General features: G+C 28.7%; 29 protein-coding genes and 2 tRNA genes. 7 read left to right on the plus strand and 24 right to left on the minus strand.

Annotated features, from left to right (window positions below):
* Window positions 1-53: 53 nt before the first annotated feature.
* From ACFYH6_RS11765 to ACFYH6_RS11845, 17 genes are all read right to left on the minus strand, one after another.
* The gene (locus tag ACFYH6_RS11765; RefSeq protein WP_316343904.1) at window positions 54-1337 is read right to left on the minus strand and encodes a PBSX family phage terminase large subunit; all 1284 of its coding nucleotides are present in this window, start codon (window positions 1335-1337) and stop codon (window positions 54-56) included.
* The gene (locus tag ACFYH6_RS11770) at window positions 1330-1770 is read right to left on the minus strand and encodes a terminase small subunit (RefSeq protein ID WP_316343905.1); all 441 of its coding nucleotides are present in this window, start codon (window positions 1768-1770) and stop codon (window positions 1330-1332) included. The genes ACFYH6_RS11765 and ACFYH6_RS11770 overlap by 8 nt, the downstream gene beginning before the upstream one ends.
* Before the next feature lie 248 nt (window positions 1771-2018).
* A complete protein-coding gene (locus ACFYH6_RS11775) occupies window positions 2019-2180 on the minus strand; it encodes a hypothetical protein (RefSeq protein WP_316343906.1) in 162 nt (53 codons plus the stop codon).
* Between the two features lie 18 nt (window positions 2181-2198).
* Window positions 2199-3443: a hypothetical protein gene (locus ACFYH6_RS11780; RefSeq protein WP_416178663.1), complete on the minus strand. Its 1245-nt coding sequence runs from the start codon at window positions 3441-3443 to the stop codon at window positions 2199-2201.
* Window positions 3444-3843: 400 nt separating this feature from the next.
* Window positions 3844-3917, minus strand: a tRNA-Asn gene (locus ACFYH6_RS11785).
* A 141-nt stretch (window positions 3918-4058) separates the two neighbouring features.
* Window positions 4059-4574 (minus strand): transcriptional regulator, encoded by a 516-nt coding sequence (locus tag ACFYH6_RS11790; protein ID WP_316343908.1) that lies wholly within the window; start codon window positions 4572-4574, stop codon window positions 4059-4061.
* Window positions 4575-5038: 464 nt separating this feature from the next.
* Complete coding sequence (locus ACFYH6_RS11795; RefSeq protein ID WP_316343909.1) at window positions 5039-5839, minus strand: hypothetical protein; 801 nt, start codon at window positions 5837-5839, stop codon at window positions 5039-5041.
* Window positions 5840-5852: 13 nt separating this feature from the next.
* Window positions 5853-6260 carry a single-stranded DNA-binding protein gene (locus ACFYH6_RS11800; protein ID WP_416178664.1) on the minus strand — a complete coding sequence of 136 codons (408 nt, stop codon included), beginning with the start codon at window positions 6258-6260 and terminating at the stop codon, window positions 5853-5855.
* Complete coding sequence (locus ACFYH6_RS11805; protein WP_316343911.1) at window positions 6253-6459, minus strand: hypothetical protein; 207 nt, start codon at window positions 6457-6459, stop codon at window positions 6253-6255. The genes ACFYH6_RS11800 and ACFYH6_RS11805 overlap by 8 nt, the downstream gene beginning before the upstream one ends.
* Window positions 6449-6874: a DUF1064 domain-containing protein gene (locus tag ACFYH6_RS11810; RefSeq protein WP_316343912.1), complete on the minus strand. Its 426-nt coding sequence runs from the start codon at window positions 6872-6874 to the stop codon at window positions 6449-6451. The genes ACFYH6_RS11805 and ACFYH6_RS11810 overlap by 11 nt, the downstream gene beginning before the upstream one ends.
* A gap of 11 nt (window positions 6875-6885) precedes the next feature.
* Window positions 6886-7059, minus strand: coding sequence for a hypothetical protein (locus tag ACFYH6_RS11815; protein ID WP_316343913.1), 174 nt, complete (start codon window positions 7057-7059; stop codon window positions 6886-6888).
* Between the two features lie 9 nt (window positions 7060-7068).
* A complete protein-coding gene (locus ACFYH6_RS11820; RefSeq protein WP_316343914.1) occupies window positions 7069-7812 on the minus strand; it encodes a hypothetical protein in 744 nt (247 codons plus the stop codon).
* A 10-nt stretch (window positions 7813-7822) separates the two neighbouring features.
* Complete coding sequence (locus ACFYH6_RS11825; protein WP_416178665.1) at window positions 7823-8656, minus strand: recombinase RecT; 834 nt, start codon at window positions 8654-8656, stop codon at window positions 7823-7825.
* Between the two features lie 2 nt (window positions 8657-8658).
* Entirely contained in the window at window positions 8659-9567 is a 909-nt protein-coding gene (locus ACFYH6_RS11830; RefSeq protein ID WP_416178666.1) for a YqaJ viral recombinase family protein, read from the minus strand.
* Window positions 9568-9735: a hypothetical protein gene (locus tag ACFYH6_RS11835; RefSeq protein WP_416178667.1), complete on the minus strand. Its 168-nt coding sequence runs from the start codon at window positions 9733-9735 to the stop codon at window positions 9568-9570.
* A gap of 8 nt (window positions 9736-9743) precedes the next feature.
* A complete protein-coding gene (locus tag ACFYH6_RS11840; protein ID WP_416178668.1) occupies window positions 9744-10022 on the minus strand; it encodes a hypothetical protein in 279 nt (92 codons plus the stop codon).
* Window positions 10023-10055: 33 nt separating this feature from the next.
* Window positions 10056-10262, minus strand: a complete 207-nt coding sequence (locus tag ACFYH6_RS11845; RefSeq protein ID WP_316343919.1) for a hypothetical protein — start codon at window positions 10260-10262, stop codon at window positions 10056-10058.
* A gap of 72 nt (window positions 10263-10334) precedes the next feature.
* Here ACFYH6_RS11845 and ACFYH6_RS11850 point away from each other — a divergent pair, with 72 nt between their 5' ends.
* Entirely contained in the window at window positions 10335-10919 is a 585-nt protein-coding gene (locus ACFYH6_RS11850; protein WP_416178669.1) for a hypothetical protein, read from the plus strand.
* An 84-nt stretch (window positions 10920-11003) separates the two neighbouring features.
* On the opposite strand, the gene ACFYH6_RS11855 is transcribed toward ACFYH6_RS11850, so the two are convergent.
* The 4 genes from ACFYH6_RS11855 to ACFYH6_RS11870 are packed head-to-tail and all read right to left on the minus strand — an operon-like array spanning window position 11004 to window position 12526.
* Complete coding sequence (locus tag ACFYH6_RS11855; RefSeq protein WP_316343921.1) at window positions 11004-11270, minus strand: hypothetical protein; 267 nt, start codon at window positions 11268-11270, stop codon at window positions 11004-11006.
* Window positions 11271-12035, minus strand: a complete 765-nt coding sequence (locus ACFYH6_RS11860; RefSeq protein ID WP_316343922.1) for a phage antirepressor KilAC domain-containing protein — start codon at window positions 12033-12035, stop codon at window positions 11271-11273. It lies immediately after the preceding gene.
* Window positions 12036-12061: 26 nt separating this feature from the next.
* Window positions 12062-12274 (minus strand): helix-turn-helix domain-containing protein, encoded by a 213-nt coding sequence (locus ACFYH6_RS11865; protein WP_316343923.1) that lies wholly within the window; start codon window positions 12272-12274, stop codon window positions 12062-12064.
* Window positions 12275-12307: 33 nt separating this feature from the next.
* Window positions 12308-12526, minus strand: coding sequence for a DUF739 family protein (locus tag ACFYH6_RS11870; RefSeq protein ID WP_416178670.1), 219 nt, complete (start codon window positions 12524-12526; stop codon window positions 12308-12310).
* 163 nt (window positions 12527-12689) lie between these two features.
* On the opposite strand from ACFYH6_RS11870, the gene ACFYH6_RS11875 reads away from it, so the two are divergent.
* The 3 genes from ACFYH6_RS11875 to ACFYH6_RS11885 are packed head-to-tail and all read left to right on the plus strand — an operon-like array spanning window position 12690 to window position 14937.
* Window positions 12690-13238, plus strand: coding sequence for an XRE family transcriptional regulator (locus ACFYH6_RS11875; RefSeq protein WP_416178671.1), 549 nt, complete (start codon window positions 12690-12692; stop codon window positions 13236-13238).
* 20 nt (window positions 13239-13258) lie between these two features.
* Complete coding sequence (locus tag ACFYH6_RS11880; RefSeq protein ID WP_316343927.1) at window positions 13259-13714, plus strand: ImmA/IrrE family metallo-endopeptidase; 456 nt, start codon at window positions 13259-13261, stop codon at window positions 13712-13714.
* A 23-nt stretch (window positions 13715-13737) separates the two neighbouring features.
* The gene (locus ACFYH6_RS11885; RefSeq protein ID WP_416178672.1) at window positions 13738-14937 is read left to right on the plus strand and encodes a tyrosine-type recombinase/integrase; all 1200 of its coding nucleotides are present in this window, start codon (window positions 13738-13740) and stop codon (window positions 14935-14937) included.
* A gap of 148 nt (window positions 14938-15085) precedes the next feature.
* On the opposite strand, the gene ACFYH6_RS11890 is transcribed toward ACFYH6_RS11885, so the two are convergent.
* The gene (locus tag ACFYH6_RS11890) at window positions 15086-16084 is read right to left on the minus strand and encodes a GGGtGRT protein (RefSeq protein ID WP_316345502.1); all 999 of its coding nucleotides are present in this window, start codon (window positions 16082-16084) and stop codon (window positions 15086-15088) included.
* Between the two features lie 20 nt (window positions 16085-16104).
* Window positions 16105-16797, minus strand: coding sequence for a hypothetical protein (locus tag ACFYH6_RS11895; protein ID WP_316345501.1), 693 nt, complete (start codon window positions 16795-16797; stop codon window positions 16105-16107).
* Window positions 16798-17034: 237 nt separating this feature from the next.
* On the opposite strand from ACFYH6_RS11895, the gene ACFYH6_RS11900 reads away from it, so the two are divergent.
* Window positions 17035-17118 (plus strand) — tRNA-Leu (locus ACFYH6_RS11900).
* 74 nt (window positions 17119-17192) lie between these two features.
* On the opposite strand, the gene ACFYH6_RS11905 is transcribed toward ACFYH6_RS11900, so the two are convergent.
* Window positions 17193-17915, minus strand: a complete 723-nt coding sequence (locus tag ACFYH6_RS11905) for a hypothetical protein (protein WP_416178673.1) — start codon at window positions 17913-17915, stop codon at window positions 17193-17195.
* 256 nt (window positions 17916-18171) lie between these two features.
* Here ACFYH6_RS11905 and ACFYH6_RS11910 point away from each other — a divergent pair, with 256 nt between their 5' ends.
* Together ACFYH6_RS11910 and ACFYH6_RS11915 are read left to right on the plus strand one after the other, a co-directional pair.
* The gene (locus tag ACFYH6_RS11910; RefSeq protein ID WP_416178674.1) at window positions 18172-20301 is read left to right on the plus strand and encodes an ATP-binding protein; all 2130 of its coding nucleotides are present in this window, start codon (window positions 18172-18174) and stop codon (window positions 20299-20301) included.
* Between the two features lie 268 nt (window positions 20302-20569).
* Complete coding sequence (locus ACFYH6_RS11915; RefSeq protein ID WP_416178675.1) at window positions 20570-21112, plus strand: NADH peroxidase; 543 nt, start codon at window positions 20570-20572, stop codon at window positions 21110-21112.
* Window positions 21113-21122: the final 10 nt, after the last annotated feature.

The following is a 21122-nucleotide window of genomic DNA, read 5'->3' on the forward strand; positions in this document are numbered from 1 at the left end:
ATGGCTTAAATAGGTTATTTATTTAGTATTCGTTAAATCAAAATTTAGCGAAATTATCTTAATCCTAGCTTAACCTTGCTCTTAACTTTTACCTTAGTTGAGTTAATCTCACCTTCCATTCCATACCTACAAGCATCTATAGTATGATTATTCTTATCTGGATATTCTCCCTTTAGGTTTCCTTCTTTATCTTTTTCTATTTCATAACCTACAAACTCTCTTTTAGTATTAGGACACCTTACTGGATCTATTATTATTTCTTCTAATTCTTCTGATAAAAATTTAAGACCATGTTCTACTGAATCTGGTCCCTTCTTTGCACCTGCTATATTTAATCCTAACTTCTTAAATTCGTTTATTGTTCTAGGCTCTGCACTATCTGCAGTAACTCTTTTATTTAGTGGATTAAGTTTCTTTATTTCTTCAACAGCTTTACTATTACTTAATTGAATTTTATAAACTTCTCCAAATACATATAATTTCTTTCTAGTCTTATCATAATTCATTAATAAATAAGCTAAAGGATCTGCAGCATATCCAAAGTCTAAACCATTCTTTAATCTATCAAATACTTTTATTTCATCATCTGTTATTTCTCTTACTGTTATATTTCTAAAGACTTCTCCACCAGTACCAGTTACAGCTCCTAAGTAGTCATGTTCATACTTATTAGGATTAACCTTCTTCATATGTTCAGCTTCAATAATAAACTGTTCTCCTAACCACTCTTTAGGTACCGCTCTATAATCACTATGATGTACAAACTTATCTTTTCTAGTTTCAACTACTTCTTGGTTACACCAATTCCTTTGACTTTCTGGTGGATTAAAAGAATAGAATACAAAGAACTTAGGTCCACCTCTCATAAGAGATTGATTAATTGTATCTATCTTATACTTTCCTTCAAATTCATCTACTTCTTCATACCAAATATATTTAATATATCCTTTTGGTACTTTAGTAGATTTAACTTTCTTAGGATTATCAGCACCTTTAAATCTTATTACTTGTCCAGTAGGTTTATATGTTATTGTTAATTTGGCTTCTGGAACGTGCCATTCATCACTTACCCCTAATATATCTATTGCCCATTTAATCTGGTCCCTAACTGATTCTGATAGAGTATCTTTAACTCTTCTAAGTACCAAGGCATTAGACATTATTCCTTGCTGTGCATCCTTCATCATTCCTAGAACTATTTCAATAGAAATAAAAGAAGACTTCGTACTACCTCTACCACCTTTAAACCAGTAGTGAGTATGAAGTCCTCTTTTTATATCTTTATGTGCTTCATAAAAACTTGAAGCAATTATTGATTTTAATTTTACTTTAATCATCTATATCATCTACTATCTGAACTTGTTGAACTCCATCAAATTCAATCTTTTCAGTAAATAATCTATATCTCTTACCTAAGAGCTCTGCTGCTTTATTTCTATCTTTAGCTGATATATCTTTCTTAACTATTCTTGCTGATGAACATCCTTCTCCTTCTACTACAACTACTTCTTCTGTAAGTTCATTTCTCATGACCTTAGTCAGATACTTCATTACTTCTGTTGCATTTGCTATGCTTTCATCTTCTATTTTCTTAAGTTGTTCATCAATATAATTTTTAAGGTTAACATTTGTTAACAGTCTACTTGCTGCTGCTTTTGCTACACTATCTTTCTTTACATTAGGATAAGCTTTCTTATATGCTCTAGTAGCATTAAGGTCTATCAAGTATTCATTTGCAAATATCATTTGTTTATCTGTTATCCTGTCCATTAATACTACCTCCCATTTTTATATAAAATAAAAAACTCTATCTCTAGAGCTATTTAAACATTTCATTGTCTTTTCTTTTTAACATAATATATTAAATCTAGTAAGTAGAAGGTTTGTACCAAAGGGTGTTAGCACCATTCTTTCATATTTTCTTATTTGAATTATTGCTTACTATCTCCAGTACTGGCTATTTATATAAAATAAGAAGAATCCATGATTGGATTCTTCTTAATATCTCTAAAATTCTGCTATTTACTTCCCCATTTAGCCTTTATATATTTCTCTATTTCATCCTTATCTTCAAACTTATTTTCTTTTTTTATTCTATTTTTCAAATATCCTAAATAACACTTGTTAACTAAAGATGTATTCTTCTTTAAACCTTCCTTTGCTGTTATAATCATTTCCATAAAATCATCTCCTTACATTCATGTTCTTTGTAAATACCTATAATTAATATCCTTATCAAAATATTGTTTCCTTTTTATCCATATAAATCCATCACCTTTACTTATTATTGCAACATCTATTGGTCCTCCAACAGTTTGACTCATTTCATCCATATTCATTTTTCTTCTGAATGAAGTAAGGTTTACCAAAGTTTCTGCCATAAGAGACAATTCTTCCTTTGGTGAACTAGCTACTGTATTTATCATAGGACCCCAGTGTTTATTATAAGAAAACTTTCCAAATTCTTTATCAATATCATTTAAAATACTTTTTCTGCAGCTTTCATCGATATCTAACTTACATATAGATTCATTATTCATTATTACTTTATTTATTTTATCCATAAAACTATAATCCATTCCATTCATGAATGTTTTTATTACATCATCCTGTGCAAATGGTATAATCGCCGCCATATTTCTATCATCAATTTCTTCCTCAACAATTTTACCAGTTTTTAAGTTACCAAAATAACATCCCGATATCTCTGCTGCTATTATTTGGGGATATATTTCTTTATCTCCGTATCCTGCTACTACAAATCCTGTGGAGGCCGGGTTATATATTTTCTTTGTTATTAATCCATAACATGTATTAATTATTATTTCTTTCACTGATTCTTCAAGTTTAAATTCTATAATCAAATCTAACTTTTCTAATAAGTCTTCATTAATTTCATCAATGATTCTTTCCTTAATACTCATGAATTCATCATCGTCAGGAAAACCTTCTATAAACTCCCTAAATTCTGAAATTGCTTTTTCAATCCTAGAATTTATCATTATTTCATATTCATTGCTATTATTAAAATTAATATCATCATTCTCTTCTATTTCTTTGATAAAATCATCAATTGTATTTTTTATTAGTGTATCCATATCTTCTAAATAGTCACACATAACATAAAGCAAATATTCTTTTTCATTAATGTTATATTCTATTACAAATTCTTTTAAAAAATTCATAAAGTCATTCCAATATTCTCTTAAAGTATCAAATTTTTTTATTCCAATTCTTTTTCTATACTCTTTTACAATAATCTCGACTGGACATCCCATAAAAAACGAATTGTTGTAAATCATAATACCTACCGGATTACCTTTTGTTAACTCAAACAATTTATTCGCAGAATTATAATATCCAATTCCATTTCCAATTGTTACTGCACTATCTGAAGCTAATGCAATCCCATGTTTATTTAATATTCCAACCTCTACAGTCATAAAGTCCCCCTATAATATGTATTTATAATGTGTATTTATAATATATATACGACACATCTTTGTAAAAACCTTCTATATTTATAAATTAATTTAAAAGCACTTAACCATTTTAGCTAAGTGCTTTTCAATAAAAGGGTATTGAGTATTTATGAGAGAGATTTTAGTATGTTGGGGAACTCCATTGGCTTCACACTCAGCACCTATCCATTAAGTTTATCCACTAATCTCGAAGGTAATTAACTTAACCCTTGCCTGCATAAACAAGCCACAAAAGGATATTACTCCTTCATTATCTATTCGGCTATGTGCCTAAAGGTAAGGCCTTATCGCCTGTCAATAGATTATTTACTTTACTCGTTTTATACCTTAACCTACGATAGTATAAAAGTCATAGTTAGCTTGGAGGAGATAGTAAGAATTGAACTTACATATATAGGTTAACAGCCTATTGTTCTACCATTGAACTATATCTTCACATTACACCTAGCTTTTACACTAGGTGCTATAAATATAGGAGGTCAAACCATATAGAAAACCCTGTCCTAGTTTTCCATACTATTATTATAAAGTATCTTACTATTAAAAAATTCTCATGTTTTTCTCAAAACCTTCTCATTATTTTATAATATTCATAAAGTTAGCTACATTTTCTAATATCTCTTCTCTTATTCTATATACTGTTGCTACTGCCATATTCATTTTTTGAGATATTGCTATAACTCTTGCTTTATCACTATACTTTAATTCTAAGAATCTTTTACTTTCTTCATTAAGCATATTTACATTAAATTCCATATTACTTATATAGTTTTCTAATTCTCTTTTCTTAGCTTTAGTCTTTAGTATTTGCTTTATTATCTTAACTCTTTCTCTTTCTAACCTATCTATTTCATTTATTATTTCTTGCTCTGCATAGCTTGTACCAGTAGATGATGTTTGTACCCTTTCAGATATTCCTGCTCCATTTTGGTAAGGATCTATTCTAATGTTAGTATGCCTTATATCATACTCTATAACATCTTTATGATATTCTAGCCTTGCTATCTTTTCATTCAGTCCAAATAGATATTTCTTATTTTCATAATATCTATATAACTTTCCTTCTGTCTTTCTAAATAGTTCTTTATCCACATTATTCCCCCTTAAGTATATTTTTATTTGTTTTTGTTCTATTAGCATTATTTTATAATAGTCTTACTTTTTATGAATAAAGTTTTTACTTTTCGAACATACTAATTAATATAAACTGAATACTGGAGGTGGAATGTAATGAGTAAGGCACCACAATATTCTATAACAGACATTTTATACTCTGTTATAGTAATATTAGCTTTAATATTAATTATTAAACTTATATAGCCCTCATATACCTAGGTAGTTAATTACTTCTTGGGTATAGAGAAAACTTAGATTAATAATTAACTAAATAACTCATTAACATCCACTCTTTAAAGGAGCTAGTAATAGCTCCCTTTTTATTTAAATTATTCTTTTTTATCCCCTTTAGTAGCTTTATATACAAATAACCATCACAACAATAATCCTATTAACCATATAAAAACTAATCTCATAAGTTACTTCCTTATCCCTCTAATCTATATTTTTGAAAATACCTTTTTAAATTCTCTACAGAAATTTTCTAATTCTTCTATATTACTAAATGCTATCTTATATCCTTCATTTTCTAGTGCAACTCCTAAGCCTGTTTTTGCATTATATACTCCATTAGCTCCTTTTACTTTAATCTCTTTTATTACTACTTCCTCTAATACTTCTAATCCATCAAATTCTTTATTAACTACCATTTGTCCAGCTTCGGGAGTATGCTTTTTCTCTATGTCCTTTTTTAATTGCCTTGAAAGTTCATCTGAAACCTTCTTAGCTTCTTCCTTTTTTACTACAGTCTTAATTTTCTTTGTATCTTCTAAAATATAAGCTGCTGCATCTTCAATTTCTATCTCTTCCTGTATTTTCCCGTAAGCATTATTTATTGCAGTTTTGCTTAGCTTAGGAAATTTGAAAATTGTTTCTTTAATAACATCTTGTCTAGATTTTCCACTTCTTATCAATTCACCCATAAACACTTTAACTTCTTCTTGTAACTTTGCCATATCAATATTCTCCTTCTCTAATAATTTAATTTTCTCTTGGTCCTCTATCATAAAATTAGACATTATATCCTGGATTCTCTTTATTTCTTTAAAACTCCAACCTTCATTTACTAAAACTGCTGAAAAACTTCTATCTATTAGGTTCAATGCTTCTTCAGCTTTAGTCTTAGCAATTTTATTAATAATTTCATTTATCTTAAGTACTTCCTTCTCTGGCAACTTCCTTAAAATATTCATATCCTTTTCTATCTCACGTTCTCTTTTTCTTCTTTCCTGTCTATTCACTTATCATCTCCCCCTAAAAAGGCATATCTCCATCTTCTACAGGAGTCATATCTTCTTCAAAATTACTATCTCGGTTAAAACTGTTAGATGTTCCATCTTGATTATTATTAGCTTGTCCACTTCCTATAAATTCAAATGAATCCACTACTATATCTGTTGTATATCTCTTAGTTCCATCCTTAGCATCATAACTACCTGTTCTTATACTTCCTGTTACTGCTAATTGCCTTCCCTTTGTTAGATATTGTGCTATTGTTTCTCCAGTCTTACCAAAGGCTATACAGTTAATAAAATCTGTTTCATCCTTTTTGAAAGGTCTTGTTACTGCTAGAGTAAATCTACAAATTGCAGTTCCTGTTCCTGCTGCATAATTTAACTCTGGATCCTTTGTAATTCTACCGATTAAAATTACCTTATTCATTCTTTCTATCCTCCACTTCTATCTCTTCATCTGTAAGTTCTTTTCCACATTGTTCACAAATCCCCCAATATGAAGAGCATTTTTTACATATTGTGTATCCTGGCATGTGTCCTGTTGTTATTGGAGTTGCACATTTATTACATTCTGTTTTGCAGAAAGCATTCATAACTATTAACTTCTTGCATTTATTACAAATCATCTTTTCCCCTCCTATTTTTTCTCCTTATTTTCTGTAATTCGTAATAATCTATAAATCCATATTCATCACCATACTTTAGACTTCTTGCAACTATTCTTAACTTTAAATCTCTATAAAAGTGATTAAATAATTTTATTCTTAGCTCACCTTGTTGTGTTGTCATTCCCTTGACATCTACATATTCCTCACTACCATTATTGTGATAAATAACAAAGTCTGATGTATATGTTATTGGTCTATAAGTTTTACTATCTTTCTTAAATCCATCTACCAACGTAAACTTAGGTTGCAATTCAAAGTTTTCTATTTCCCCTCTATACTTCCTTATCTTAAGTACTTCATAATATTTAGCTTCATCTTTAGAATCAAATGTAATTCCATCTATTACAGTTTTATGACTTAAATATTTATTCATTGTTCACCTTATTACTTTCCTCTATAACTCTTACATCTTATCCTACTCATATTTTTATTAGTTCTTATCCTGTTCTCTGCTAAAAAACTTTCTGCTTCCAGCTTTCCCTTTTCTCTTAAGTATTTTCTTCTTTCTAATTCTTTTAATGTTTCAAGCATCAATTCATGAGGTGTTAACTTACTCATATTAACCTCCTATACAACTTCTATCTCTTTTAGAAAGATATTATATAACTTATCTTTAAATTTATTTATAATTACACCTTTAATAAAATCACTATTAGCTTGTATAGTTATTTTATTATCAGTTTCAGTTATCTCTGTATCTATAAACCAAGTTCTATAACTTACTTCAGATGTATTATCATAAATTTTCTTATGTGTATCAGTTGGGAAGGAAAGGGGTTGAAGTACAGGTACTGATTCTTCTTTGCCTTCTTCCCTTTCTTCTCCTTTTTCATCATTCTTATAATTCTTATAATTCTTTAATTCTTGTTTGTGTCCACTTTGTTGGGACTTTATTGGGACACCGTTGTCCATACTGATGTCCATCCCCTTGTCCACACCGTTGTCCATAGTGTTGTCCATTTTATTGGGACTTTGCATATCTGAAATTGCTTGATAACCCTCATAATTACTTACTTTGAGCGTTGTCCCTTTTTTTGAAGTTTTTAGAGTAATCATTTTATCTTTTTCAAGTAATTCTAAAAACTTTTTTACTGTCTTTCGGTCAACATGCCATCTATCTGATAATTTCATTATTGAGGTATGAAAACTTCCTCTTTCTATTGTTACAAGTTCATTTCCAATTAAAATTTTTCTTTCTTGATGGTTAGCTTGTAGGAGGATGTCTATCCACCATTTCAGCTTTTCGGCATCTTCCCAAAGCCAATGTTTTCTTATTGACCTATATAGTTTTATCCATCCTCCCTCTTGCATAATTAATCTCCTATTCTCCTACAAATGGTGTTCCTTCAAATTCTTCTACTGGATCTGTATATTCAACATCTTCTATTACTTCTCCGGTTTCAAAATCTATCTCTACATTATCTTCTTTAAGAATAGTGTCTTTAACTGAATTATTATCAGCACTATAAGCCTTTTGCATTTCTATTGATAAAATACCCCACTTACTTAATAAGTTTCTTAGAACTGTCTTTTTAGCCATACTGTCAAAATCAGTTTGCCATACTCCATTTTTAAAGCTATATGTTTTAGAGAATTTCTTAGCATGAGCTTCTACATCTTCTCTGCTCCAATAAACTGTTTTTTCAAATCCATTTAGTAATTTAAAATATCCAGCATATCCAATAACTTTATCTGATTTTCTTTGAGTAAAATCTATTTGAACTTCTTCTGAAAGTGGATTCCAGCTTATTAACTCACCTTCCCTTATTTCAACTACATTAATTCCTTTATACTGTCCTGTTCTTAAAGCTAGTTGAATATATCCCTTATATCCCATTTGGAATTGAGCCTTTGTTCCATAAGGTACTACCCATGCATATCCTAAGTTTTTATCTACTGGTAAATCCATAGTTGCTGCTACCATACAACTTGCTACAACTGACATAGGTTCACATTTCTTTAGATTAACATCACTATTAACTAAATTAACTATAGAACTCATATACTGTGGAGCTCTTTCCATAAGAACTTCTTCAAATCTTTTCTTAACTGCTGGACTATCCATAATACCTTTAACGTTATTTGTTATTGCAGAAGGTTGTCCTGCTCCTTCTTTCTTTGCTAATTGATTTTTTAAACTATTTGCTGTTGCCATAATTATTTATCCTCCTTAATATTGAACTTTCTACTAATACTTTCTTTAACCACCTTTTCATATACTTCTGGAAACTCTGACTTAAGTTTTTTACTATCAACTCTGTTTGATAAAATATTTTTCCAGCTTAAGCTATATCCAGGAGCATATGCATACTCTGCTTTACCTATTTCAAATTTAATTTGATTCTCTAATTCTTTTACTTGTGCTTCAAAACTCTTTAGTTGTTCCTTCATTTCTAAATAAGATTTAATTTTCTCTTTATATTTAAATCCTAGCTCTACTGATTTATCTGTTTCTGATTCTTTATATTTTTCTTTAAGATACTTTTCTGCAGCACTAGATCCATCTAAAGCTGGTGGAGTTTTATCCTCTACCATTTTCCAAAAGCTTTTCTCTGCTTCAATAATCATTTGAATTAATTCTTCATCTCTTTTGATCTCTTTCCATATAAACTTTTGTCCACCAATTAATACTGCAATATATCCTATTTCTGCTCCTGTAACAAATAAGTAATGTTGTACTTGAAGTAAATAACTTGCTGGTACTTCATCTTCTTGCCACTCATTAGTTAAATATTGATTAGCAGTTTTACATTCTAGTATCGCATTTTCTCCTACTACTCTTCGGTCTATATTGGCTACCATAAAAGGATAATCCTTATGTTTGTAATGCTTTCTATCTCTTCTAACTTTCTTACCAGTTCCCTTCTCAAATTCTTTAGCAACTATTTCTTCTAGCTGGTCCCCCCAGTAAGCACTCTCAAATTGTTCTTTAACTTCTTCAATAGGTTCTGTTTTCTCTATATATACTTCAAATGTAGTCTTATATTTATTAACTCCAAGTATTGCTCCTACATCACTTCCACCAATTCCACATTGCCTTTCTTTAAGCCACTCAAGTTTATCCATCTACTTGTCCTCCTTGAAACTAACTATTAATCTATCGTCCTCAGTACAGTAACTAATTTTGTCTATATAATAATCTCTGTCATTTTCATCATAAATCTTGAATCCATCTTTGTTTAATTGATTAATTATTGATATTAATACATTTAATAAAACCTCTAATGCTTTCATATACCCTCCTAAATTAAATCCTTGAATACTTCACCAGTTTCTTCTATATAAACTTGGTCATTGTCTATATCTGTTCCTGGTGGTATAATGTCATTGAATGTTTTTAAGTGCTCATAACTCTTACTTTGGTCGGTGGAGTAATGAGCTTTTTTATATTGCTCTACTACTAGTCTTGTAACTGCATTAACATTTAATTGCTTGGTCATATCTTCTTTTACTTTTTCAACTTCTCTTGCTAGTTCTAAAGCCTTATCTTTTTCAAGAAACTCCTGCATAAGCTTACCCAATCCCCTTTCCTCCTTCCTGCTCTTATAGAGTTACTATTTAGAAGTAATAACTTTTCCATCTTCACACCTCCCTAATGTTATTTTTAGTATTTCACATATATTTATAAACTCTTTAGAGCTTGTCCTTTTATTAAAAGCAACTCTATTTGCTTTAATATCATTTGTTACATCATTCATAAAAGCTGAAAACTCTTTAGCTGATAAACTGTTTTTAAGTTCTGTTAAGTATTTAAATAACATACACATTTTCTCCTTTTTATGATATATTCCCCTAAAATATGTTAATATATATTTAGAAAGGGGCTGCTTTAAATGATTTATTTTATAAAAAATAATTTTTTTTCTATTCTTTCAATACTCATATCGATATCATCTTTATCTATAACTTTGTTTAACCTTTATATAAATAGAAAACATCTTGATGTCGTCATTGAAGAAGATCTCGATAAAATAGATAACATTTATACAAACTATTTAGAATATCAAAATCAAGATCCAAGCCTTAATTTTGGCAATGGTAAAGTATGTTTTATCAAAGTGGTTAATCCTTCAACCAAAGATATTGCATTCTTTGATTTACGTGTTGTTGATTTAGATAGCATGAAATCAATTTTCTTTCTATCCAATGCAGTATTAGAATTAACAAATCTAACTAATGAAAAAATCTTTTATGGTAGTGATAATGTTATGGCTAAAGTAAACATTCCATATTCCAATTATGGTATTTTTAAATCAAATAGTTTCACTAGATTAGATATTCCTTTTTATCCTGCTGAAACTACAACTACAGTCTTAGTTTCTTTTAAAGTAGCCATATCTTCAATAAAATCTAATAAAGAAGCTGGCTATAGAAAAAAGTTCAAATATTATAAAAAAACTTTTAATATTTCTCTTTAGTCATTATTAAAACTATGATACTGGCTATCAAAGCTATTAGGCTTATTAATAATGCAATTAAATCCATTTACTACCTCCTACTAATTAAACTGGTGTAATAGTTATATTAGACTGCTTTTGTTGTTTTCTTAATTCATTAATAACAACTTTAGCAATTTCCTTTGAGTCAATCTTTAAATTACCTTCTATATCAAATTTAATTAACTGCTCTTGAACTGGTACTTCTGGAGCAGTTAATTCTTTAATTGCATACTCTAAAGCTTGTACATCTTTGTCGTAATCTCCAACCATAAAGCTTTTTCTATCTTCTATAAGGTCTTTTAATTGATTTATTACTTCTTCTCTTTTCATCTATATACCCTCCTTTAATAATCTATCTATGATATAAGCTTGTCCTTTTCCAGTAACCCTTGTTGTATGATAAGTAAATAATCCTTTAGAACTTTCTCTAGTACCTTCAACAACTTCAAATAATCCTTGCTCTATCCCTCTTTGCATTGGCTCTGTAGAATTTTTAAATATAAGTCCCCAGGACCTTAGTTTCTCCCAAAGTTTTCTCTCACCTATTTTTATATTTTCTTTACTAGCTACTTTTGCTACTTCCCTAACTAATAAACTATTTTCACTTGCTGCAATCTGATTTAAAAACTTGTTCTTACTTTCAAGCTCTTTATCCTTTGCTTTTAATAATTCATTTTTCTTTTGCAATGTATTTTGAGCTATCAATAAAGCCTTAGCTAAAATATCTTGTTCACTTTCTTCTTGATCTATAGGAATATATCCCCCTGTCTTTCTTATCTGTGGTAGCACTTTATCAGTTACCCAATCTTGAAATTTTTCAGCTTCCTTCTTCTTAGACTTGAAGATTAATTTATAAACTCCACTTTCAGTTAGAAAGTTCTCTCCAGCATTATTTAATTTTCGGATGTTGCTATCTGTCACATCCGAATTTTTCAATTTAACAACTTGATTACTATTCATTCTAGTAATTGCTTTTCTAACTCCTTCTGGAGAAATATCTAAGCACTCTCCACAATGATATGGATTAAATAATACATTTCCATTAAGTTCAAATACTTCTACTGGTCTATTTTCAAACATCATTATTTTATTCATATAGCTTGTCCTCCTTAATTCTTATTCTATTTAGTTTCTAAAGGAACAATATTGTCTAACTCAGATAAATCATACCCTTCGTATTTCAATAAAAAATCCTCTAATGTTGATTTTCTAATCTTAAAGCTCCCTAACTTCAAGCATCTTAGCTTACCTTTCTTAATTAAGGCATATACATAATCAGTATTCGTTTTTAATATCTTTGCAGTTTCTTTAACTGTATAAAGCATTTCTTCCATAACTATAACTCCCTTCTTAATATTCAGTTCAATCTATTGAACTTCTTTTTCAAAAAAATAAACTTGTATTTCATTTGATTCTATTTTTAGAAGTTCAGAAATTGAAGTTATTTCATCTTGAGAAAAAAATATTTTATTATTTAACTTTAGTGATATTGTTCTTTCCGAAATCCCTAATTTTTTGGCGAAACTCCTTTGAGTCCCAAATTTTTCAATTATTCTTCCTCTTAACTTATTATAATTAAAAGCCATATAATCACCTCCTGTAAATTTAGTTCAATTTATTGAACAACATTATCATATCATGTCGTTTTTTGCTCGTCAATACAAAAATTCAATATTTTTAACTTTTTTGTTTCACTTCTTGAACTTAAGTTCAAAATAGTGTATTATATTTATTGAAAGGAATGATATCATGAATATTCAAAATACTTCTGTTAGATTAAAACAAATTATGCAGGAAAGAAATTTAAGACAAGTAGATTTATTAGAAATGGTTAAACCTTACTGTGAGAAATACAAAGTAAAAATTAATAAATCTGATATAAGCCAATACTTATCTGGGAAAGTAAAACCAGGGCAAGAAAAACTATCAATGTTAGGTATGGCACTAGATATAAATGAAACATGGTTAATGGGTTATGATGTACCTAAAGATAAACAATTTAATATTGAAAAATCTAATATTTCTAGTGAAGAAGTCATTTTATTAAAAAGTTTTAATAGTCTAAATGATATAGGAAAAAAAGAAGCTATTAAAAGGGTTGAAGAGCTCACTTGCTTAAGTAGATATGTTGATAATAATAATGTTGTTAACCTTCCAAAAAGAGAAAAACAAATATGGGAAGAACCAGGTAAAGAACATCTTATGCCTATAGCATCACATGATAAAGATGGGGAATTTACTGAAGAAGATTATAAACATGATAACGATATAATGAATGATGATGATTTGTGGAAATAAATATACAAAGGGTGATGGGATTGACTTATGATGAATTATTAATAGAAGCTGATGAATTCGGAATAATTGTTAAAGAACTAGACTTAAAAACACGTGATGGTCATTGTAACGGAAATAGAATAGCTATCCACAAAGATTTATCAAATTATGAAAAAACTTGTGTCTTAGCTGAAGAGTTAGGACACTATCATAAAACAGTTGGAGATATTACAAATCAAAAAGACATTAACAATAGAAAACAAGAACTAGTAGCTAGAAGATGGGGATATAACAAAAATATTGGACTTATTGGTCTTATAAATGCATTTGAGTATGGTTGCTTAAATAGGTATGAAATAGCTGAATATTTAAATGTTACTGTTGCATACTTAAATGAAGCTCTAGAGTATTATGAAAGTAAATATGGAACAATTCATAAAATAGATAACTATATTATTTACTTCTCTCCCAATGTCTATATAGGAAAAATTTTTTAATTATAAATAAAGGAGATGATTTTATGGCATCTGTGAATGTCAGAAAACGTGGTGACAAATGGCAATATCAATTTGAAGCTGCAACAATAGATAGTAAGCGTAAACAAATAACCAAAAGTGGATTTAGAACAAAAAAAGAAGCTTTAGAAGCTGGGACTAAAGCTCTTGCTGAATACAATAATTGTGGTCTATCCTTTACACCGTCTGAAATTTCTTTTGCTGATTATTTGGACTTCTGGATAAAAGAATATGCAGAAGTAAATTTGAAGGAAACTACAGTAAATAACTATATGAAGAAAATAAAATTATATATAAAACCTAAACTTGGTATTTATAAATTAAAAACCTTGACACCAGCGATTTTACAAACCTTTATAAATGAAAAATTCAATGATGGCTTTAGTCGAAATACCTTATTAGTATTAAAAGGAATACTAAGTGGATCATTAAACTATGCTGTTGAACCTCTTGGATATATAAGATTTAGCCCTATGTCTGCAGTAAGGTTACCACTTCAACGAGCTATTCCTAAGACACCTACTAGAAAAAAAGAAAAATATATAATATCTGAGGAACAGTTTGCTAAAATAATTGAGCGTTTTCCTTATAGTCATACTTGTTATTTACCTTTACAACTCGCTTATAGGTGTGGCTTAAGATTAGGTGAAACTTTTGCTATTACTTGGGATGATATAAATTTGAATGACAAACAATTAAGTATTAATAAACAAGTACAATGGCAAGATAACCATTGGTACTTTACTGATACGAAATATAACAGTGATAGAATTATAGATTTAGATGACTTCACAGTTAATATTCTAAAGCAATATAAAAAACAGCAAATAAAAGATAGAATATATTATGGTGAAAGCTATACAAAAATAAAAGTCAATAATAAAAATCAGATAAATGAAACAGAAGGTAATGAAATAAACTTAATTAATATAAGAGAAAATGGCACATATATACAGCCTAGAGTTATGCAGCACTGTTTTAGAATCATTCATTATAAACTAGGATATAAAGAATTAGATTATCATTCTTTAAGGCATACTCATACAACTATGCTTTTAAGTTCAGGTGCAAACATAAAGGCTGTTCAAGAAAGATTAGGTCATAAAAACTTAGATATGACATTACAAGTCTATACACATGTAACAGATGATATGAGAAGAAAGACTATAGATATATTAAATGAAAAAGAGCAACTAATAAAATAGCCACTCTCTTGTCCTCTATCAACATGATGTCAACGCATATAATTTTTCGTTGACAATACGTTGACAAAAATGAATTTTAAGATACTTTTTTGCTTATGTCAAATTATTTATAAAGATAATTTAAACATACAAACTTATTGATTTTACTTTATTTCATTGCTTCTTCTACAGCAACAGCAACTGCAACAGTAGCACCTACCATTGGATTGTTACCCATTCCTATAAGTCCCATCATTTCTACGTGAGCTGGAACTGAAGAAGAACCTGCAAATTGTGCATCTGAATGCATTCTTCCCATGGTATCTGTCATACCATATGAAGCTGGGCCTGCAGCCATATTATCTGGGTGAAGAGTTCTTCCAGTACCACCACCTGATGCTACTGAGAAATACTTCTTTCCTTCATCAATACATTCTTTTTTATATGTTCCTGCAACTGGATGTTGGAATCTTGTTGGGTTAGTTGAGTTACCAGTTATTGATACATCAACTCCTTCATGATGCATTATAGCAACACCTTCTCTAACATCATTTGCACCATAGCACTTAACCTTAGCTCTTGGTCCATTTGAATATGGAATTTCTCTAACTATTTCTAATTTACTTGTGTAAAAATCAAACTTTGTTTCAACATAAGTAAATCCATTTATTCTTGATATAATAAATGCAGCATCTTTTCCTAAACCATTTAATATAACTCTTAATGGTTCTTTTCTTACTTTATTAGCTTTTTCTGCAATTTTTATAGCACCTTCTGCTGCTGCAAAGCTTTCATGTCCAGCTAAAAATGCAAAACATTTAGTTTCTTCTCTTAAAAGCATAGCTCCTAAGTTACCATGTCCTAATCCAACTTTTCTATCATCTGCAACTGAACCTGGAATACAAAACGCTTGTAAGCCTTCTCCTATAGCTTCAGCAGCATCTGCGGCCTTTTTACATCCCTTTTTAATTGCTATAGCAGCACCTAAAGTATAAGCCCACATAGCATTTTCAAATGCAATTGGTTGAGTGGATTTTACTATTTCATAAACATCTATACCCTTTTCATCACATACAGTTTTTGCATCTTCTATTTTACTCATTCCATACTTTTCTAGTACAGGAATGATTTGATTTATTCTTCTTTCATAGCTTTCAAATAATGGCATAATAATCTTCCCCCTTCGAATTATTCGTGTCTTGGATCAATAACTTTAACTGCTTCGTCAAATCTACCATATTGTCCTGTAGCTTTTTCCATAGCTTCATTAGCATCTATTCCCTTAGCAACCATTTCCATCATTTTTCCTAAGTGAACAAATCTATATCCAATAATCTCATCGTTAGCATCTAAAGCAATTTTAGTTACATATCCTTCTGCCATTTCTAAATATCTTGTACCCTTTGCAACAGTTCCATACATAGTACCAACTTGTGATCTAAGCCCCTTTCCTAAATCTTCAAGTCCAGCTCCTATAGGTAGTCCACCTTCTGAAAAAGCAGTTTGGCTTCTTCCATAAACTATTTGAAGGAATAATTCTCTCATTGCTGTATTAATAGCATCACATACTAAGTCTGTATTTAATGCTTCTAATATAGTTTTTCCTGGTAATATTTCTGAAGCCATAGCAGCTGAATGAGTCATACCTGAACATCCAATTGTTTCAACTAAAGCCTCTTCTATTATTCCATCCTTTACATTTAAAGTTAGTTTACAAGCTCCTTGTTGTGGTGCACACCAACCAACACCGTGTGTTAGTCCTGAAATATCCTTCACTTCTTTAGCTTGTACCCATCTTCCTTCAACAGGAATTGGTGCAGGTCCATGATTTGGTCCCTTAGCAACAACGCACATTTCTTCCACTTCTCTTGAATACATCATATTATATCTCCTCCCTAATTATAGATTATGGCAGTCATTATATTTAAAGCTCCCCAAAATATAGACTACATTAATCGGGACAAATATAATCCCATATGGCCATATTTGTCCTAACTATATAATACCAAATGAGTAAAGCTTTAACAATCTATAAAGCTTAAAAACTCATTTTTTTATTATATATTTATTCACTCTTGATATTTGTAATTTATTTTGTTATAATAAATTCTGCAGCAGGTCGGCATGGCGGAACTGGCAGACGCACATGACTCAAAATCATGCGGTTTTACCGTGAGGGTTCGATTCCCTCTGCCGGCACCAAAAAAGTCTTTAATAAGAAGTTTAATTACTTCTTATTAAAGACTTTTTCTTTATTCTAAAAGATATTATTAGTATTAAGGATTATTAGGTTTAGTTGGATCACTTATTACTGGTTGTGAATTTTCTCCTTGGTCAGCCCCTTCTTCTGGGTTTGGTTTCTCTTCTTCTTTAGGATCATCTACAGGTGGCCTTATAGGAGGTTTGGTTTCTTCACTACCACTTGCTGGTGGATTAATACCTTCCCCATTATCACCTACTGGAGCAGCTGGTTTTGGCGTAGTTGTCACTGGTGGTACTACTGGAGGATTTATTATTGGAGGATTTGTTACTGGAGTAGTAGTTCCTGGGTTATTTTGTGGAATATCAGTCTCAGTATATTCTTCTTCAATATAACTATTATCTTCTTCACTTTCATTATATGTATCTTCTTTTTCTTCTTCTTTTTTCTTCAATAATTCATTGTAGATTTTTTCATAATAAGCTAAATCATTATCAATATTATTTTCAGTAATACTTAAATCAATATTTGCATCTATTTCTTTTATCTTAGATTTTATTTCATTTAATTTATTCTTCTTATCCTTATCTTCTTCTGTTTCTTTATTTGTATTTATTTCTTTTGGAACTTCCTTATTCTTAGTTACTTTAAAGGTTAAATTTTTATCATTTAAGTTCTTAGAATAGATTGTTCCTGATACAACTACAATAATTAATGCTAATATAAGAAATATACATATTCCAATCTTAATTTTAAAATTATTAGCAATTAAATCTATAATCTTTCTTATAAATCTCATATAAACCTCCATATTTAATGTATAAATATTATACTCTTTATTTTAACAGATATTAAAATAAGATACAAATAATGTATGCTATAAAGATTATTTAAATTATAACTTTTTATTAATATTAATTAGATATTTTAAAGCTTTATTTAGTTTGTTAATTAAAAATATTTTTTATTTTAAATTTTATCAATAATATTATACAATTTATTCTATTTATGGTAATATATTATCATATTCTGGATCTTCTATGGAGGTTTTCAAAATGCAGACTGTATATAAAGAAATATTAAATGAAAATGAATTTTATGAGAATACAATTAAATATATATTTTTTTCACCAGAGGTTTTTGTAACAAGTTCATATTTATCTGACATTAAATCTAATATGGAAAATAGATTAATAAATGAAGATTTGGAAATTGAAGAGTTATTATATATTAAGTTTATAGTAGGCTTATGTATATATAAATCTAATGATTTTTTTTCATCAAATAATATTTTTGAATCTTTATGTGGTGAGTTAGATTTAAAATGTAATCCTTTTATAACTCCTTACTTATATACTATATTATCTATTTCTTATTTAAACGTAAAGAACATAGATCAACATATTAAATACTATCAATTAGCTATAAATTATTTAAAATCTACTGACTTAAAAGAATTATTATTATTTTTACATATAAATACGTCTCTCACCAAACTTGAAATATTTAAAACAGATGAATTACTTTATAGTAACATTAATAATTCTTTAAAAATTTTAACTTCTTACGATGGATTATATTCTTCACAAGCTTTGATTCATATTGGATACATATACCAAAAGTATTTATATTTACCTATTATAGCTCTGGACTTATTTGATAAATCTTCATCTATGTGTAAAGCAAACAAAGAAAATGATATTTATTTATTAGCAAAATATAATATAGGTTGTACTTATATAGATACAGGGAAAATATCTCAAGGTATAGATATTTTAAACAATATTTTAAAAAATAATAGTAATATTTTACCTAGTATATTTAAAATAAATATATATTGTAAAATTCTTAGTTCATTATACAAAATTAATTTTAACTTTGAAGAAATCAAAGGGTTATTAGATGAATATAAAAATAATTTATATAATATTGACTCTTATTATATGGATACTTACCTTGCTAGATATAACCTTATTGTTACACATTATGCTATTTTAGAAAATAATACTTCCTTTAGTAAAAAATCATTATCTGATTTATTTTATTATTTAGATAATGCCAACTATATATATAAAAGTAATTTTTCTAAGTTTGCTTTTATAGATTTTGAATATTGGCTAGAAATATCCTATGGTAATTTATATTTTTCATTGTGCAACTATGAAAAAGCTTTAATTCATCATAAAAAGGCTTTATTATTTTCTAATAAACCTCATAGTAAAGAAAATACTAATTTATACAAATTAATATCTAATGACTATGAAAAAATTTCAAATTATAAAGAAGCCTTAAAATACTATAAAACTTACATAGAAACTCTAGACAATTACAATAAAATTAATAATAATGATTTATACATTAAGCTTTTTGAAGAATATAATAAAAAGATTGTTTTTAATTCTGTTAATAGCAATTTCTTTTCTAATCTTAGTCATGAACTTAAAACACCAGTAAATATAATATATTCTTCAGTTCAACTTATGGGTTCCTTAAAGGATAAAGATCAAACCTCACTAAAAGAATACTTTAATAAGTATGAAAAAAGCGTTAAGCAAAATTGTTTACGTATGTTAAGATTAATTAATAATTTAATTGATATAACTAAAATAGATTCAGGTATGACTAAGCTAGATTTAGTACTAGTAGATATAGTACCTTTTGTGGAAGATTTAACTTTATCCATTATACCTTATACAAAATTTAAAAATTTAAATATTACTTTTGATACTAATGTAGAAAAACTTTATTTAAGAATAGATACCTATGCCTTTGAAAGAATAATTTTAAATTTATTATCTAACGCAATTAAATTTAATAATTCTAACGGAAATATTATTGTTACTATTGAAGCCCATGATAACAAAGTTACTATTTCAATAAAAGATACTGGCATTGGAATTCCAGAAGAATATGCTGATTTAATTTTCAGTAGATTTTATAAGATAGATAACTCCTTTTCTAGAAGAAATGAAGGTAGTGGAATAGGTCTTTCAATTACAAAGAATTTAGTTGAACTACAAGGAGGTAAAATATCTTTTAATGAAAATTATAAAGAAGGAAGTGAATTTATAATTACTTTCCCAAAAGCTTATGAAATAGGGATTTATACAGATAATAACTATAAATATTATGTGGATGATGAAAAAATTCTAAGTGAGTTGTCAGATATATATGAACTATTTTAATAAATACACATGCATACAATTCGCTAGCTAAGTAGCTCCAAATTAAAAATTAGAATATAAAATGTAGAATTATTGATGTAATTTAAACAAATTGCTAAAAGAATATCTATTTTAGAAACTCCTAAGGGAGTTCTTCTTTTATTCTACATATTTCATTATTAATTTTGCATCCTTTGGTAGCACTTTGGGTGTATTTTTTTGTTTATTTTAGTAAATAATACTAATGTCTTTTACTTGTTAGTAAAATTTACTAAAAGGAGGTTAATTAATGAAAAAGTTTGTATGTACTATTTGCGGTTATATCCATAATGGTGATATACCACCTGATATCTGCCCTATTTGTAAAGCTACTTCAGATAAATTTAAAGAAATTGAAACTGAAATGAATTGGGCTGATGAACATAGAATTGGAACCCTTAATGATCTTAACTCTGAGGTATTAGAGTCTTTAAGATCTAACTTCACAGCTGAGTGCACTGAAGTTGGTATGTATTTAGCAATGTCAAGGCAGGCAGATCGCGAAGGCTATCCAGAAGTTGCTGAAGCTTATAAGAGAATTGCATATGAAGAAGCTGAACATGCTTCCAAGTTTGCTGAAATACTAGGTGAAGTTGTAGTGGCAGACACTAAAGCTAATCTACAAGCAAGAGTAGAAGCTGAATATGGTGCCTGTGATGGTAAAAAGAAACTTGCAGATTTAGCTAAAAAACTTAACTTAGATGCTATACATGATACAGTACATGAAATGTGCAAAGACGAAGCTAGACATGGATGTGCATTTAAAGGTCTATTAAATAGATACTTTGAGTAAAGGAGTGAAT

It is taken from the genome of Clostridium sp. HCS.1 (assembly GCF_047900555.1).
Lineage (GTDB): Bacteria > Bacillota > Clostridia > Clostridiales > Clostridiaceae > Clostridium.

What these genes read in the sequence shown, in the direction of transcription:
- ACFYH6_RS11775 (WP_316343906.1), bottom strand. Translation starts at nt 2,180, where the DNA reads ATGGAAATGATTATAACAGCAAAGGAAGGTTTAAAGAAGAATACATCT.
- ACFYH6_RS11860 (WP_316343922.1), bottom strand. Translation starts at nt 12,035, where the DNA reads ATGAATAAAATAATGATGTTTGAAAATAGACCAGTAGAAGTATTTGAA.
- ACFYH6_RS11895 (WP_316345501.1), bottom strand. Translation starts at nt 16,797, where the DNA reads ATGATGTATTCAAGAGAAGTGGAAGAAATGTGCGTTGTTGCTAAGGGA.
- ACFYH6_RS11865 (WP_316343923.1), bottom strand. Translation starts at nt 12,274, where the DNA reads ATGGAAGAAATGCTTTATACAGTTAAAGAAACTGCAAAGATATTAAAA.
- ACFYH6_RS11915 (WP_416178675.1), top strand. Translation starts at nt 20,570, where the DNA reads ATGAAAAAGTTTGTATGTACTATTTGCGGTTATATCCATAATGGTGAT.
- ACFYH6_RS11875 (WP_416178671.1), top strand. Translation starts at nt 12,690, where the DNA reads ATGAATATTCAAAATACTTCTGTTAGATTAAAACAAATTATGCAGGAA.
- ACFYH6_RS11905 (WP_416178673.1), bottom strand. Translation starts at nt 17,915, where the DNA reads ATGAGATTTATAAGAAAGATTATAGATTTAATTGCTAATAATTTTAAA.
- ACFYH6_RS11870 (WP_416178670.1), bottom strand. Translation starts at nt 12,526, where the DNA reads ATGGCTTTTAATTATAATAAGTTAAGAGGAAGAATAATTGAAAAATTT.
- ACFYH6_RS11820 (WP_316343914.1), bottom strand. Translation starts at nt 7,812, where the DNA reads ATGCAAGAGGGAGGATGGATAAAACTATATAGGTCAATAAGAAAACAT.
- ACFYH6_RS11800 (WP_416178664.1), bottom strand. Translation starts at nt 6,260, where the DNA reads ATGAATAAGGTAATTTTAATCGGTAGAATTACAAAGGATCCAGAGTTA.
- ACFYH6_RS11835 (WP_416178667.1), bottom strand. Translation starts at nt 9,735, where the DNA reads ATGAAAGCATTAGAGGTTTTATTAAATGTATTAATATCAATAATTAAT.
- ACFYH6_RS11890 (WP_316345502.1), bottom strand. Translation starts at nt 16,084, where the DNA reads ATGCCATTATTTGAAAGCTATGAAAGAAGAATAAATCAAATCATTCCT.
- ACFYH6_RS11855 (WP_316343921.1), bottom strand. Translation starts at nt 11,270, where the DNA reads ATGAAAAGAGAAGAAGTAATAAATCAATTAAAAGACCTTATAGAAGAT.
- ACFYH6_RS11825 (WP_416178665.1), bottom strand. Translation starts at nt 8,656, where the DNA reads ATGGCAACAGCAAATAGTTTAAAAAATCAATTAGCAAAGAAAGAAGGA.
- ACFYH6_RS11845 (WP_316343919.1), bottom strand. Translation starts at nt 10,262, where the DNA reads ATGTTATTTAAATACTTAACAGAACTTAAAAACAGTTTATCAGCTAAA.
- ACFYH6_RS11810 (WP_316343912.1), bottom strand. Translation starts at nt 6,874, where the DNA reads ATGAATAAATATTTAAGTCATAAAACTGTAATAGATGGAATTACATTT.
- ACFYH6_RS11830 (WP_416178666.1), bottom strand. Translation starts at nt 9,567, where the DNA reads ATGGATAAACTTGAGTGGCTTAAAGAAAGGCAATGTGGAATTGGTGGA.
- ACFYH6_RS11815 (WP_316343913.1), bottom strand. Translation starts at nt 7,059, where the DNA reads ATGAGTAAGTTAACACCTCATGAATTGATGCTTGAAACATTAAAAGAA.
- ACFYH6_RS11850 (WP_416178669.1), top strand. Translation starts at nt 10,335, where the DNA reads ATGATTTATTTTATAAAAAATAATTTTTTTTCTATTCTTTCAATACTC.
- ACFYH6_RS11780 (WP_416178663.1), bottom strand. Translation starts at nt 3,443, where the DNA reads ATGACTGTAGAGGTTGGAATATTAAATAAACATGGGATTGCATTAGCT.
- ACFYH6_RS11770 (WP_316343905.1), bottom strand. Translation starts at nt 1,770, where the DNA reads ATGGACAGGATAACAGATAAACAAATGATATTTGCAAATGAATACTTG.
- ACFYH6_RS11910 (WP_416178674.1), top strand. Translation starts at nt 18,172, where the DNA reads ATGCAGACTGTATATAAAGAAATATTAAATGAAAATGAATTTTATGAG.
- ACFYH6_RS11765 (WP_316343904.1), bottom strand. Translation starts at nt 1,337, where the DNA reads ATGATTAAAGTAAAATTAAAATCAATAATTGCTTCAAGTTTTTATGAA.
- ACFYH6_RS11805 (WP_316343911.1), bottom strand. Translation starts at nt 6,459, where the DNA reads ATGATTTGTAATAAATGCAAGAAGTTAATAGTTATGAATGCTTTCTGC.
- ACFYH6_RS11885 (WP_416178672.1), top strand. Translation starts at nt 13,738, where the DNA reads ATGGCATCTGTGAATGTCAGAAAACGTGGTGACAAATGGCAATATCAA.